At 60.3% G+C, this 14,080-nt stretch carries 13 protein-coding genes; 7 read left to right on the top strand and 6 right to left on the bottom strand.

From position 1 onward, the window contains the following. Positions 1–227: 227 nt before the first annotated feature. Positions 228–2,678 (bottom strand): penicillin acylase family protein, encoded by a 2,451-nt coding sequence (locus ACW9IR_RS25300; RefSeq protein ID WP_457465367.1) that lies wholly within the window; start codon positions 2,676–2,678, stop codon positions 228–230. Between the two features lie 191 nt (positions 2,679–2,869). On the opposite strand from ACW9IR_RS25300, the gene ACW9IR_RS25295 reads away from it, so the two are divergent. Continuing rightward, positions 2,870–3,427 carry a cysteine hydrolase family protein gene (locus tag ACW9IR_RS25295; RefSeq protein WP_457465368.1) on the top strand — a complete coding sequence of 186 codons (558 nt, stop codon included), beginning with the start codon at positions 2,870–2,872 and terminating at the stop codon, positions 3,425–3,427. Positions 3,428–3,698: 271 nt separating this feature from the next. On the opposite strand, the gene ACW9IR_RS25290 is transcribed toward ACW9IR_RS25295, so the two are convergent. The 4 genes from ACW9IR_RS25290 to ACW9IR_RS25275 all read right to left on the bottom strand — a co-directional run bounded on the left by ACW9IR_RS25290 (position 3,699) and on the right by ACW9IR_RS25275 (position 5,494). Continuing rightward, positions 3,699–3,902, bottom strand: coding sequence for an SEC-C metal-binding domain-containing protein (locus tag ACW9IR_RS25290; RefSeq protein WP_034154967.1), 204 nt, complete (start codon positions 3,900–3,902; stop codon positions 3,699–3,701). Further along, the gene (locus ACW9IR_RS25285) at positions 3,899–4,393 is read right to left on the bottom strand and encodes an LEA type 2 family protein (RefSeq protein WP_457465366.1); all 495 of its coding nucleotides are present in this window, start codon (positions 4,391–4,393) and stop codon (positions 3,899–3,901) included. Before ACW9IR_RS25285 ends, ACW9IR_RS25290 begins: the two co-directional genes overlap by 4 nt. A gap of 122 nt (positions 4,394–4,515) precedes the next feature. Beyond that, positions 4,516–4,992: a YchJ family protein gene (locus ACW9IR_RS25280; RefSeq protein ID WP_457465365.1), complete on the bottom strand. Its 477-nt coding sequence runs from the start codon at positions 4,990–4,992 to the stop codon at positions 4,516–4,518. 4 nt (positions 4,993–4,996) lie between these two features. Further along, on the bottom strand, positions 4,997–5,494 hold the full coding sequence (locus tag ACW9IR_RS25275) for a DUF6231 family protein (protein WP_150792543.1): 498 nt from the start codon (positions 5,492–5,494) through the stop codon (positions 4,997–4,999). Positions 5,495–5,693: 199 nt separating this feature from the next. On the opposite strand from ACW9IR_RS25275, the gene ACW9IR_RS25270 reads away from it, so the two are divergent. From ACW9IR_RS25270 to ACW9IR_RS25255, 4 genes are all read left to right on the top strand, one after another. After that, entirely contained in the window at positions 5,694–6,389 is a 696-nt protein-coding gene (locus ACW9IR_RS25270) for an OmpA family protein (protein WP_102902677.1), read from the top strand. 91 nt (positions 6,390–6,480) lie between these two features. After that, the gene (locus ACW9IR_RS25265; protein WP_102902678.1) at positions 6,481–7,203 is read left to right on the top strand and encodes an OmpA family protein; all 723 of its coding nucleotides are present in this window, start codon (positions 6,481–6,483) and stop codon (positions 7,201–7,203) included. A gap of 163 nt (positions 7,204–7,366) precedes the next feature. Beyond that, positions 7,367–7,648, top strand: a complete 282-nt coding sequence (locus ACW9IR_RS25260) for a DUF1145 domain-containing protein (RefSeq protein ID WP_457465364.1) — start codon at positions 7,367–7,369, stop codon at positions 7,646–7,648. Further along, positions 7,641–8,399: a hypothetical protein gene (locus ACW9IR_RS25255; protein ID WP_102902680.1), complete on the top strand. Its 759-nt coding sequence runs from the start codon at positions 7,641–7,643 to the stop codon at positions 8,397–8,399. The genes ACW9IR_RS25260 and ACW9IR_RS25255 overlap by 8 nt, the downstream gene beginning before the upstream one ends. 336 nt (positions 8,400–8,735) lie before the next feature. On the opposite strand, the gene ACW9IR_RS25250 is transcribed toward ACW9IR_RS25255, so the two are convergent. After that, entirely contained in the window at positions 8,736–9,200 is a 465-nt protein-coding gene (locus ACW9IR_RS25250; RefSeq protein WP_102902681.1) for a CopD family protein, read from the bottom strand. A gap of 99 nt (positions 9,201–9,299) precedes the next feature. Between ACW9IR_RS25250 and dinG the strand changes: the two genes are divergently transcribed. Together dinG and ACW9IR_RS25240 are read left to right on the top strand one after the other, a co-directional pair. Further along, entirely contained in the window at positions 9,300–11,444 is a 2,145-nt protein-coding gene (gene dinG, locus ACW9IR_RS25245; RefSeq protein ID WP_102902682.1) for an ATP-dependent DNA helicase DinG, read from the top strand. A 95-nt stretch (positions 11,445–11,539) separates the two neighbouring features. After that, a complete protein-coding gene (locus ACW9IR_RS25240; RefSeq protein ID WP_102902683.1) occupies positions 11,540–14,020 on the top strand; it encodes a beta-galactosidase in 2,481 nt (826 codons plus the stop codon). The last annotated feature ends 60 nt before the right edge of the window (positions 14,021–14,080 follow it).

Below are 14,080 nucleotides of genomic sequence, written 5' to 3'. Positions count from 1 at the left end.
AGCCCCTCACCCCAGCCCTCTCCCGGAGGGAGAGGGGGCTGACCGAGGTGTCTGGCGCGCTACATCGACCTGAAAAACCGGGTCGATTATAGATTCGGCAAGGCACGAACCGAGTTGATTCCGGATTCGGCGCCGCACGTTCAGGTCGGCGAGAAACTTCAGCCACCCCCAATCAGTCCCCTCTCCCTTTGGGAGAGGGTTAGGGTGAGGGGCTTTTGACGTTCAGCTTATTTGCCAGGAGTAAGAGTCAGGCGAGTCTTGCCGTAAACCCGATCAAAGTTCTGCGGCTGCATCGGCAAACCGATGTACTGCCCCTTCAACCACGCATCGATGCCATTGAGGTAATTCGGACTCACCGGATTACCTGACTGCCCCGTACCGTTCTGCCCCATCAGCGGCTCAGCCTGACCGAAGTCGACGATAAAACGCATCGACGGCGCACGCGTGGTGGTGAAATCCTGACCCCAGGTGAACGCCGAAGTGTTCAGCGTGGTGTGATCGCCACCCGCTGCCAGTGGCCCGCGAACGATCTGGCCATTGCTGTTCTTCCAGGCATAGCTGTGCAACTTGCCCCACTGCCAGGTACGTCGATCGCCACCCAACTGACTGTCGCCAGCGCTGATCGCTGCGGCGAAGCTGCGCGCGAGAATCACCGCTTTGTCTTCTTTCTGTGGCGTGCGGAGGTCATCCCAGAACGGACTGTCTTCACGCCCCAACAGATGATCGGCCTGCGCCGCGTAAGACAAATCACCATTGGCAATAAACGCTTTCCACGCCGGGCTCGATTCCGGGCCGAGTTCGTCGAGGAAAATCTGTTTCATGCTCTCTTGCAGGAACAGCTCATAGATCGCCGCATCCGCCGAGGTCGGGCTGAGCTTGCCGTCGAACGCCATCAACCGCGTGAACGCTTCGCGCGCCTTGCTGCGATCGGCTTCCGGCAGGGCGTCAATCGCCTGTTTCAGCGGTTGTTTCATGCCCGGTGCTTCGAAGACTTTCTTCAGCTTGGCGGCGAAGGTGGTGGTCTGGTCGTACTGCATGGCGATCACGCTGCGGCTGTCGTGTTTGCCGCTGCCGGCCAGTTCAGCCAAGCGCTCACCACGTTCGGGAGCCGCCCAGGAATTCGACAACTGCATGCCGTAACCGTGAGGAATCACCCGCTGGTTGGCGGTGCCGAGCCAGCCTTGCGCCGGATCCTGATCGTACGGGTGCAGCATCGGGTCGGCGTAACCGTCCCAGTCGTAACGACCTTCCCAGCCCGGCGACGGCAGCAGGCCTTCGCCTTCGCGACGGTTAGGAAAACGCCCGGTGACCTGCCAGCCAATATTGCTTGCATCGGCGAACACCAGATTCAGCGCGATGGCGCGGATCTCGCGGCTGGCATCCGAGGCACGTTCAACCGTTTGCGCACGGGTCAGATCAAAAAACGCATCCAGCGATTTGTCGTCGGTGAAGCTCGGCGTCTGCAAGGCCAGACCGTAGCCGTTGCCCTGCGCCGCTGCCTGAGCACTGTTGAGCAGCGCGCCGTGACGGGTTTCGTACACCGCTTCACGAATCGGCCGCTGGCCTTTGACGAAGTAGGTTTCGTTGCGCACGCCCAGCGGTTGCCATTTGCCGTTGACCTCGTAGGTCAGGCTGCTGCCCTGGCGGCGGATTTTTTCCAGGAACAGATCCTGGTTGTCGCCGAGCACGCTGGTCATGCTCCACGCCACTTTGCCGTTGAAACCACCGAGGACCAGCGGCAAACCGGCCACGGTAACGCCGGCAGCTTGATATTTCGGTGCGCGAATCTGCACGAAGCTCCACAGCGACGGCGCGGCTAGCGGCCCATGGGCGTCGCTGGCCAGCAGGCTCTTGCCGCTGCGGCTGCGTTGTGGGGCGATCGCCCAGTTGTTCGAAGACGTGGTGCCGAGCAGGTTCAGCGCCGACAGTTGCTGGCTGGCGCTGCTCAGTTCGGTCAGCCCCGGGATCTGCCCGTTGAGCTTGAGGCCTTGCAGCTTGTCAGCCTCGGCCAGCGGCAAGTTTTCGTCGGGCGCGGATGGCGTCAGCCAAGCGAGTTTGTCGTTGGTCACGGTTTGCGCGAGCACCAGCGAGGAAATCTCTTCCGGCAGATTGGCCGACTGACTGAAGTTCAGCAGCGCGAAGATCAGCGCCGAATCTTCCGGTTTCCAGTATTCAGGCTTGTAGCCGCTGGAGGCGAGATCGCCCGGCAACTTGTCGGCGTAGCGGAACAGGTAGGCGTTGACACCCCGCGCATAGACTTCGAAGAAACGCTTGAGGCGTGGTGACGAAGCCTTGTACAGCTCGCCGGCGCTTTTCTTCAGATTGACCGCGCGCATGTAGCGGTCGGCATCGAGCATCGATGCGCCGGACATTTCCGCCAGACGGCCCTGAGCGAGCAGGCGCAGGGTGACCATCTGGTTGATGCGGTCGCTGGCATGGACGTAGCCGAGGCTGAACAGCGCGTCGTGGAACGTGTTGCTCTCGATCAACGGCATGCCCATGGCATTGCGTCGCACCGAAACATTCTGCGCCAGGCCCTTGAGCGGTTGCACGCCGGAAGTTGGCGGGAGGGTGTCCTGAGCGTTCCAGGTCTGGCAACCGGACAGGCCCAAAACACCGGCCACTGCTGCGGCAACGCCGAACCGGGGAAGAAAATGAGTAAGGGCTGGCGAGGCCATGGCAAAGCTCCTGCGGGGGGTAGCGTCAGTAAAGGCGCTACGTTAGTGAGCAGGAGGTGGCCGCGCAAGCGGGGCGAGCGCTTATTTCTTCCCGCTGATCGACCTGTGCACATTGGATATGCCTTGCAGGGTTGGAGGGGGGAATGCTGAACTGCGCAAAATTCAATGACCCCTTATTGAGAAAAACCGCCATGGAGCTTCAGGCCAACGCTGCACTGATCGTCATCGACCAGCAAAAAGGCATCCTGCAGCCGCGTTTGGGGCGAAGGAATAATCCTCAGGCTGAACAGCGAATCCTTGAGCTGCTGGGGTTATGGCGGCGTACTGCAAGGCCGGTGATTCATGTGCAGCACCTGTCGCGCGAGCCGGGTTCGGTGTTTTGGCCTGAGCAGGAAGGGGTGGAGTTTCAGGAGCGGTTTTTGCCACAGGATGGCGAGTGGCTGATTCAGAAGCAGGTGCCGGATGCGTTTTGTGCCACCGGCCTGGAGACGCGCTTGCGTCAGGCGGCAATCGGGCAGTTGGTCATCGTCGGTGTGGCGACCAACAACTCTGTGGAGTCGACAGCGCGCACGGCGGGCAATCTGGGGTTTGATGCGTGGGTGGTTGAGGATGCGTGCTTCACCTTCGACAAGGCCGATTATTTCGGCACGCGGCGTACTGCTGAAGAGGTGCACGGGATGTCGCTGGGGAATCTGGATGGGGAGTATGCGACGGTGGTCAGTTCTGCACAGATTTTGAAGGCCGGCTGAAAAACTTCACCGTATGTGCCGGCCCCTTCGCGAGCAAGCTCGCTCCCACAGGGGATTGCATTGCAACTGAAGAAACCCGCTCACCTGTAGGAGTGAGCCTGCTCGCGATAGCGGTTTATCAGGCGACAACGATGTTGCATGTGCCGGCCTCATCGCGAGCAGGCTCACTCCTACAGGTATTGCATTCCAACTGAAGGAACTCGATTGACTGTGGGAGCGAGCTTGCTCGCGAAGGCGGCAGGTCAGGCGAAGAGGGTCTTCGCCCAGTGCATCACGCGCCGTGGCACTTCTTGAATTTCTTGCCGTTGCCGCATGGGCAAGGGTCGTTGCGGCCGACGTCTTTCAGGGCGTTGCGCACCGGTTCCTGGTGGGCGTGGCCGCAGTTCGGGCCGTGAACATGGCCGTGGTCATGCTCGTGATGATGGTCATGATCGTGGTTGCAGTCAGGGCCATGGACATGAGGTTGCTGGGTCATCGGTGTTGCTCCGGAATTAAATCGGCGGGGATTATCACGCCATTGCGCTCAAGGTGCACGTAGTGGGCGATGAATAAACCGGTTTCCATCTCGCCCTGCAAACGATAGGGAATCTGCTGATTCGGATTTTTCAGCATTTTCACCACGTCTTTTACCTTCGGCCACAGGTTGGTGCGGATCGGCACTTTGAAGTACGCACTGTGTTTCGGCCCGACGGTGAACCAGTGTTCATGCTCGCCTTCGGCCAGCAGCATATCGGCCAGATGAATGCGGTATTCGAGGCCCCGCACAGTCAGGTCGCTGTCGTTGGGATTGTCGATGCGAAAGTGCAGGATGAATCTCTGTTCAAGCAGTTTGGCGCGCACCACTTCGACTTTCACCAGATGCACGGCGGGGTCGACGCTGTCATCGCTGAACCACGACGCGCAACCGCCGAGATTGAGCATCAGCATCAGAATGAAGCATTGGCAGGTGCGCCGACGACCGAGCATGGTTTAACTCCCTTTGGTGCCAGTCTAGACGCTAAAAGATCGCAGCCTTCGGCAGCTCCTACAGGGGAACCGAAAATCCTGTGTAGGAGCTGCCGCAGGCTGCGATCTTTTGATCTTCAACCTCAAGCGCCAAAATACCCCGCACAGCATTTCTTGAACTTCTGCCCGCTGGCGCACGGGCAACTGTCGTTGCGCCCCAGCTTCAACTGCACCGTCGGGTCAATGAAGTACCAGCGCCCGGCGTTCTGCACGAACGATGAGCGCTCGCGATGGCTGTGTTCACCCTGATCATCGTGCCAGCGCGCGGTAAAGGTGACGAAGGCGTGTTCCGGCTGACCGCCGAGCACTTCCGAACTCTCGACCTCAAGACCAAGCCAGGTGCTCTGCGCGCTCCAGTCGCTGATCGACTGACGATTCAGTCCCGCTTGCTGAGCCGGCAGGGTCGTCGTCACCAGATAATCGATCAACCCCAGCACATAGGCGCTGTAGCGCGAACGCATCAACGCTTCAGCGCAAGGCGCCGGGTGGCCATCGTGATAATGACCGCAGCAGGCTTCCAGCAGATTGCCGCTGCCGCACGGACAAATGGCTGTACTCATTGCATTACCACCAGTATTTCCCGAAGTTTTCCGGATTGGCCCAGAACCGCGAGTTGAGCCAGTCGGGGACTTGTTTGTAGTCAAGCAGATCGTAGGTGAACAGGGTCAGCACTTGATCGTCGCGCTGGAAGCGTTCACTGGCTTGCAGTGCCAACGAATAGAAATCGGTTTCCTGCCAGCCGCTGGCCGCCAGGTCTGACAGCACAGCGATGCGGCTGGCGTTGAGATTGCGAATTCCGCCCAACAGGTTCAGGCCGTCGCGCTTGGGCAAATGTTCCAGACAATCGACCACCAGCGCCAGATCGAAACGCTGTGCAGCGAGTTCAGCAGGCAGTGCGCCCGGTGCTGCATGCGCGACGACGGTGTCCGGATGCGCCTCTTTAAAGGCACTCAATGCCGGAAACTCGCTGGCGCCGATCAGCAGTAAGCGTGCTGGGGCATAACGATCCAGTAAAGCGGCCAACGCCTGTTGCGGCGTGCGGGAAGAAATGGCGACGTTCATCAAAGCTCCTCAATCAGACCGCCAAGACTAGCCTGCCTGAAGGTGGCGGCAAAGAGACCTGTTTTGCCCGTTTGCGGCAAAAGCGCCAAAGTCCTGTGAACACGGTCGCAAACAGCAGTGGCCTATTGCTGGCGGAGATTAAAACTCCGGTCTTTACTCCCTGAATCGGTTTTAAGCCGATCCCTCAGGAGAAAACTAGATGAGCATAGTTCGGACAGCATTACCCTTGGTTCTGCTAACCAGTGTGTTGACTGGTTGCGCAGGTTTGCAGAAAACCGACTGGCCGACCTGTGCGGCGGTCGGCGGTGTCGTTGGTGCGGGTCTCGGCGCCACCGAGAGTTCGGCGTGGGCGGGCTACGGCGCGCTGATCGTCGGTGGTACGGCCGCGGCGTATTGCTGGGTCCACGGTGATGGCGACGAAGATGGCGATGGTGTGCCGGACAGTCGTGACAAGTGCCCGGGCACGCCTAAAGGCGTACAGGTCGACGCTGACGGTTGCCCTCCACCCGCTCCTGCACCAGTGGTGGAAGAGGCTGTCGTGGTCAAGGAAGAAACCATCGTCATTCGCGATGTTCACTTCCAGTTCGACAAAGCCACACTGACCGGCCCTGACAAGCAAGTGCTCGACAAGGTCGCCACACGCCTGAAGCAGGAGTCCTCGACGGCGCAACTGACCGTGAGCGGTCATACCGACAGTGTGGGTAGCGATGCCTACAACAAAAAACTGTCGGATCGTCGCGCGCACTCGGTGGTGGATTACCTGATCCAGCAAGGTGTGCCGCGCGCCAGCTTCGTTTCGGTGTCCGGTCTGGGTGAAAGCCAGCCTGTTGCCGATAACAAAACCGCTGACGGTCGCGCGCAAAACCGTCGTACCGAAATCAAAATCCAGCGTTAAGCCCCTCTCGCATCCGCGGCTTGTGCAGTCGCGGATGCGGGTCTTTACTCCTGTGTAACCGGTATGGGCCGGTGACACAGGAGCTTTCACAATGACTGTTTTCTCAAGGTCCGTCTTGCCGGTGCTGCTGCTAGGCAGCTTGCTCACCGGTTGCGCCACGCACAGCGATGGCACTGCACCCCTCAATCAACGTACGTGGCCGATCTGCAGCCTTATCGGCGGGCTGGTCGGTGGCGGTCTCGGCGCCATTGAAAGTGGCGGCTGGGCCGGTGGCGGCGCAGCGCTGGGGATTCTTACCGGCGGACTGATCTGTTATGCCCAGGACGGCGATGAAGACGACGACGGCGTGTTCGACCGCCGCGACCGTTGCCCGGACACCCCGGAAAACACCCCGGTCGATCACCGTGGTTGCCCGCTGCCGCAGTATCCGGTCACGGAAAAAGTGCCGGAGCCTGTACCGCAAACTGAGGTCATCACCCTCAGCGATGCCGGCAACGTGCTGTTCGACTTTGACAAGTCCGATCTCACGCCGGCGGCGAAAGCCCAGCTCGATACGCTGATGGACAAACTGCGCAATGCTGACGTGGTGAGCATCAAAGTCATCGGCCATACCGACAGCAAAGGGTCGGATGCCTACAATCAGGCATTGTCGGAACGGCGTGCGAGCAGTGTCGCCGCTTATCTGTTGAGCCAAGGGCTGGCGCCGAACAAACTCACCAGTGAAGGGCGCGGTGAAAGTGAGCCGGTTGCCGATAACGCCAGCGATGAGGGGCGCGCGCAGAACCGTCGTGTGGAGTTGCACATCAATCGATAGGACGCGTCTGTAGGGCGCAGGCTAGAGCTGCCGGGCGATAATCATCGTCGTCCCGGCAGCCATTTGGCAGACGATGGAAGTTTTTTCATTTACCCCTCTGGCTTATCCCCCGCAGAAGCCGTTACTGTGCGCCCAAAGAATAATTCGCAACACGGGGGAGCGTATGAAAGTGTTCTGGGGGCTGGGGCGGTTGTTGACCCTGCTGTTATGCTGCGTGGTGCTGGCCAATCAGTTGGTACCGTTCGTACATCCGTTGCATCTGCTGGTCAATCTGGCCGGCGGCCTGTTGTTGCTGATCCATGTGTTCGAAGTGCTGCTGTGCAATCGCAGCCTCAAAGGTCGTCCGCACCCTTGGCGTGACCGTGGCCGCATCCTGTTGTTTGGCGTTTTCCACCTGCAAACCATCCCGGCCCCGGCCGCTCCGGAGGCTTCTTCCCATGCGTAAACTTTGCTTGCTCGCTGCATTTATCAGTCCGTTGGCCTGTGCCCAGGTGGTCAGTGTCGAAACCAATTCGCTGATGCGTTTGCCCAATACCACCAGCACCTTGCAGCTCGAGCGTCTGGATGTCGCGGATTACGGCACCTTGCTGATTCCGGCCAACGTGACCGAATTGACCGTGGGCGAATTGCGTCTTGGCCATGAAGCGCGCATTGCGATCGTTCCGGCTGAACAGGCGCTGGAATTGAAAGTGGCCCGCGCCGAACTGAGCGAAGGCAGCCAGATCACCGCGCGCGGTGCGCCGGGCACTTATGAAAAAGCCGCCCGTGCGGGGCGCAATCTGAATCTGCAATTCAAGGCGTTGAACGCGCCGCAACTGTTGGTCGATGCCCGTGGCGGTACCGGTGCACCGGGTTTTGTCGGCCTCGATGGTGGCAACGGTGAAGACCCAGGCTGTACTTATGGCTCGGCCGGGCACGGTTTTGATGGCAGTAACGGCAGTGACGGTCAACCGGGCGCACCGGGTGCGCTGGTGCGTCTTGAAGTGCCTCGCGAGTTTCCGGCTGAGCTGATCAAGGTCAATGTGGCGGGTGGCAACGGTGGCCCGGCGGGTGTTGGCGGTAAAGCAGGGAAGGGCGGTAAGTCCAAGGGTTGCCTGGTGTATCGCGCCGATGGCGGCAAGAACGGCAAGGCCGGGGCTGATGGACAGCCTGGGCCGGTGGGGGCGGCGGGGGCTGTGACTGTGCAGCGCCTCTGAACGTTTTACCCTCACCCCAGCCCTCTCCCGGAGGGAGAGGGGGCCGACCGAGATGTCTGGCGTTATACATCGACCTGAAAGATCGGGTCGATTATGGATTCAAAGCCGGTCTCTCAAGTCGGCGTATCCCTCAAATATCCCCCATTCGGTCCCCTCTCCCCCTGGGAGAGGGCTAGGGTGAGGGGCTTTCCGAGGTGACTCAGGCTATCCATCGACCTGAAAAACCGTGTCGATTTTGGATTCAAAGCTAATCCTTCAGGTCGGCGTAACTCTTCAATATCCCCCATTCAGTCCCCTCTCCCCCTGGGAGAGGGCTAGGGTGAGGGGCTTTTGATTTCAGAACATCGGTCTTGCCGCGGCAATTGCCACCAGCACCACGCCGACTATCAAGTTAATCCCCACCACCCGGCGAATCCGCCCCAGCACCGCCGCACCCGCCGGCCAGTCCTTCGCTTCCACCGCTTTACGCAACTCCGGCAGCATCAAGCCCTGAATGCGGATAAACAGCGCGGTCATCACCACATACAAGCCCATCATCACCTGCACATACTTCGGCGCGGTCTCGAAACCGACTTGCTGCAAATGCAACATGCCCACGCCGCTGATCGGCAACAGGATCACCGCAACCCAGACCCAACGGAAAAAACCTTGAAACACTTCCACCCACAAGGTCAGTCGGGCAGGGCCGTCTAGGGCCTTCACAGCCGCGGGACGCAGGACCATCCAGGCGAAAAACATGCCGCCGACCCAGACCAGGGCGGACAGGACGTGCAGGGGATAAACGAGGCTAAAAGGTGTCATTGGGTTACTCCGTTCTGCGCAGGATCGATTCGCGGGGTATGATAGCCGCCGATCCAAACCACTGAAAATTTATCCAGCGTTTTTTGCGCCCGACACTCAATGATCAGCACTGAACTCAAAACCACGATCCAGGGCGCCTACTCGCGTTTTCTAGAGGCCAAGAGCCTCAAGCCGCGTTATGGCCAGCGCCTGATGATCGCTGAAATCGCCAAGGTCCTCGGGGATATCGACACCGACGACGAAGGCCGACGCAGTGGCGACCCCGCGATTGTCGCGGTGGAAGCTGGCACCGGTACTGGCAAGACAGTGGCCTACAGCATGGCGGCGATCCCCACGGCCAAAGCCGCCGGCAAACGCCTGGTGATCGCCACCGCGACCGTGGCCCTGCAAGAGCAGATCGTCTACAAGGATTTGCCTGACCTCATGCGCAACAGCGGGCTGAATTTCAGCTTCGCCCTGGCCAAGGGCCGTGGCCGCTACATGTGCCTGTCCAAGCTCGACATGCTCTTGCAGGAAGGCCACGCGCAAACCGCCACCGCCCAGCTGTTCGAAGAAGAAGGCTTCAAGATCGAGGTCGATGAGGCCAGTCAGAAGCTGTTCACCAGCATGATCGAGAAGCTTGCCGGCAATAAATGGGACGGCGACCGCGACAGTTGGCCCAATGCGTTGGAAGACGCCGATTGGGCGCGCCTGACCACTGATCACAGCCAGTGCACCAACCGTCATTGCCCGAACTTCGGCCAGTGCGCCTTCTACAAGGCCCGCGAAGGCATGGGCAAGGTCGACGTCATCGTCACCAACCACGACATGGTCCTGGCTGACCTGGCGCTGGGCGGCGGTGCGGTACTGCCGGATCCGCGTGACACCATTTACGTGTTCGACGAAGGCCACCATCTGCCGGACAAGGCCATCGGCCATTTCGCTCATTACACGCGCCTGCGCTCCACCGCCGACTGGCTGGAAACCACCGCGAAGAATCTGACCAAGTTGTTGGCCCAGCATCCGCTGCCGGGCGATCTCGGCAAGCTGATCGAACAAGTGCCGGAGTTGGCGCGCGAGATCAAGGCCCAGCAACAGTTCATGTTCAGCGCCTGCGAACAGGTCGCGGATTTCAAACCCGGCGAAGACGTCGAGGGCCGCGAGCGTCCTCGCCATCGTTTCGTCGCCGGGGTGATTCCCGAGCACATGCGCGAAATGGGCATCGAGCTGAAGAAAGGCTTTTCGCGCCTCAACGATCTGTTCACGCGCCTGACCGACCTGCTCAAGGAAGGCATGGACGGCGAAGTCAACATTGGCATCGCCAGCAATCAGGCCGAAGAGTGGTATCCGCTGTTTGGCAGCCTGTTGTCCCGTGCCTCGGGCAACTGGGAACTGTGGACGGCATTCACCGCCGAAGACCCGGAAGACAGCCCGCCGATGGCGCGTTGGCTGACCCTGGCCGAGAGCGGCTCGCTGTTCGACATCGAGGTCAACGCCAGCCCGATCCTCGCCGCCGAAACCCTGCGCCGCAGCCTGTGGAACGTGGCTTACGGCTGTCTGGTGACCTCGGCGACCCTCACGGCGCTGGGCACTTTCGACCGCTTCCGCATGCGTGCGGGTCTACCGAAAAAAGCCGTCACCGCCGTGGTGCCGAGCCCTTTTCATCACGCCGATGCCGGTGTGTTGCGGGTGCCGGATCTGAAGGCCGATCCACGCGATGCCGCCGCCCACACGGCAGCGATCATCCGTGAATTGCCGGATCTGGTCGAAGGCTCGCGCGGCACGCTGGTGCTGTTTTCTTCGCGCAAACAGATGCAGGACGTGTTCGACGGCCTCGACCGCGACTGGCGCAAGCAAGTGTTCATTCAAGGCAACCTGTCGAAACAGGAAACCCTGAACAAGCACAAGGCGCGGGTCGATGGCGGTGATTCCAGTGTGCTGTTCGGTCTCGCCAGTTTTGCCGAAGGTGTCGACTTGCCGGGTGCCTACTGCGAGCACGTGGTGATTGCCAAGATCCCGTTCTCGGTGCCGGACGATCCGGTCGAAGCGGCGTTGTCGGAGTGGATCGAGGCCCGGGGTGGCAATCCGTTCATGGAAATCTCGGTGCCTGATGCCTCGCTGAAACTGGTGCAGGCCTGCGGGCGTCTGCTGCGTACCGAAGAAGACCGCGGCACCATCACTTTGCTGGATCGGCGGCTGGTCACCCAGCGCTACGGCAAGGCGATCCTCAATGCGTTGCCTCCTTTCCGTCGTGAAATATCCTGAGACTACGGTGGGCAGTTTTGCCCACCGTGTTGTCTATCTCTCTGCCATCGCTTTTCCATTGGCCATTGTTGGTCGTTAGGGAGAACTCCGTTCTTATGATCCGCCGTTCGTTGCCCGCCGTATTTGCCTTGATCTTCGCCACGCCGCTGTTCGCGGCGCCTGCGGGTCAGCAGACCCTGTTCAATTTTGTCCGTCCGGCCGACGTGGTGAAGATCGCCACCGAAAACGCTGATCTGCCGCAGGCCAACGCCGAGCAAACGCCTGAGGGCGAAGTGCTGCGCCGGGTGACGTTCAATCCGGTGGCCCGTCCGACCTTGCGTCTGACGCCGCAGACTGGCGCGTGGGACTGGTCGCAGTCGGGCATGATGACCCTGCGCTTGCAGAGCGCGATGAACTGGGCCGTGACGGTTTACGTGCAGATACAGAGCAATGACGGTCGCACACTGGTCAGCCGCGTCGACCTGCCGGCCGGCCCTGCGCAAACTTTGCTGGTGCCACTGGTGGCGTCCACACCTTTGAGCCTGGGCATGAAAGCGGGGCCGCCAATGCCGATGACAGTCGATGGTCAGCGGATTCTTTTGGCCAGCAGCAGCGGCGAGATCGATCGCAGCCAAGTGGTCTCGGTGAGCCTGTCGATGGATCAGCCGAAAGTTGCCCAGAGCTTGCTGCTCGAGCGCTTCGGCGTGCAGGACGGCGATTCTGTCACTCAAGCGGTGTACGGCAATCTGGTCGACGCTTACGGGCAATCGACCCGCAGCAAATGGCCGGAAAAGATCAGCAATGACGAACAACTGAAATCCGCCGCCGCCAAGGAACAGCAACAGCTGAAAACCTGGCTGGCAGAGCGTGAGAAGTCCTCGCTGGACAAGTTCGGTGGCTGGAACAAAGGCCCGGCGTTCAAGGCCAGCGGATTCTTCCGCACCGAAAAGCGTGATGGTCGCTGGTATCTGGTCACGCCTGAAGGTCATCCGTTTTACTCGCTGGGTGTGAACACCGTCAGCCCGCAGGTCAACCAGACCTACGTCGCCGGCCGTGAGTACATGTTCGAATCCTTGCCTAAACCTGAAGACCCGTTGGCCAGGCACTTTGGCGAGGGTGACAACCGTGGCGGCAATGGTGTTGATCAGGGCCGCGGTTATGGCAACGGGCGCTGGTACGACTTCTACGGCGCCAACCTTCAGCGCGTGTACGGTGAGCCGTGCAAAGCCGACAGTGAAAGCAAGTCCGGGGTAGCGGAAGCGGCCAAGTCTGCAGCCGCTGAAACGGCCGCCGTCCAAGCCGCCGAGCCTGCCCCTGTACCTGCCGAGCCGAAATCCGGCGTCGCTGAGGCAGCCAAGACTGAAACCGTACAAGCAACGACAGAAAAAGCTGCCGAACCGTGCAAGGCCACTATCGATGAGCAGCAGTGGGCCAGCCACACGCTCGATCGCCTGCAAGCCTGGGGCTTCAACACGGTCGGTAACTGGAGTGCCGATTCGCTGAGTGATGCCGATCGCGTGCCATACACCTTGCCGCTGTCGATTGTCGGTGACTACACCAGCATCAGCACCGGCAGCGACTGGTGGGGCGGCATGCCAGATCCGTTCGATCCGCGTTTCGCCATGGCCACCGAGCGCGCCGTCGCCATCGCTGCCCGCGATCACCGCGATGATCCGTGGCTGATCGGCTACTACGCCGACAACGAACTGGCCTGGGCCGGTCCCGGCGACGACCCGAAATCCCGTTACGCGTTGGCTTACGGCACGCTGAAAATGACCACCGACGTACCGGCCAAGCGTGCATTTCTCAAGCAATTGCGCGACAAGTACCGCAATCAGGCGGGGCTGTCGAAGGCGTGGGGCATCGATCTGCCGGCGTGGGAGTTGATGGAAGATCCGGGTTTCGTGCCACCGCTGCCGAATCCCGAGCATCCGGAAATCGAGGCGGACTTCAAATATTTCCAGAAAGTCTTCGCCGACACTTACTTCAAAACCATCTCCGACTCGCTGAAATGGCACGCGCCGAACCAGTTGCTGCTCGGCGGCCGGTTTGCCATCAGCACCCCTGAAGCTGTGGCGTCCTGCGCGCAGTATTGCGATGTGCTGAGCTTCAACATGTACACGCTCAAACCACAGGAAGGCTATGACTTTGCCGCGCTGGGCGCTTTGGACAAACCGGTAATGATCACCGAATTCAACTTTGGCTCTGCCGATCGCGGCCCGTTCTGGGGCGGCGTCACGCAAGTGGCAAGAGAAGAAGATCGCGGCCCGGCGTATGCCAACTTCCTCAAGCAAGCGTTGAGTGAGCCATCAATTGTCGGCGTGCATTGGTTCCAGTATCTGGATCAACCGGTGACCGGACGTTTGCTCGATGGCGAGAATGGTCACTTTGGTCTGGTGGGCGTGACGGATCTGCCGTATCAGGGTTTTGTCGAAACAGTGCGCAAGAGCAACTTGCAGGCGATTGATCAGCTTGGCAAAGAGGCTGAAAAAGCGGCCGCAGCAGCGGGGCATGAAGCTGACGGCGGGCGCAAAGGCGAGGCTGGTAAAGGACCGGGGGCAGGGCATGCCGGTGGTCATTCCGGCAATGGTCACTAACCTGTGATGCTCTAAAAAGATCGCAGCCTGCGGCAGCTCCTACATGGGAACGCGTTTCTC

The organism is Pseudomonas sp. SDT291_1_S447, assembly GCF_054070155.1.
Note: the sequence above shows the minus strand (reverse complement) of the source record. Positions and strands in the feature narration are given on the sequence as shown.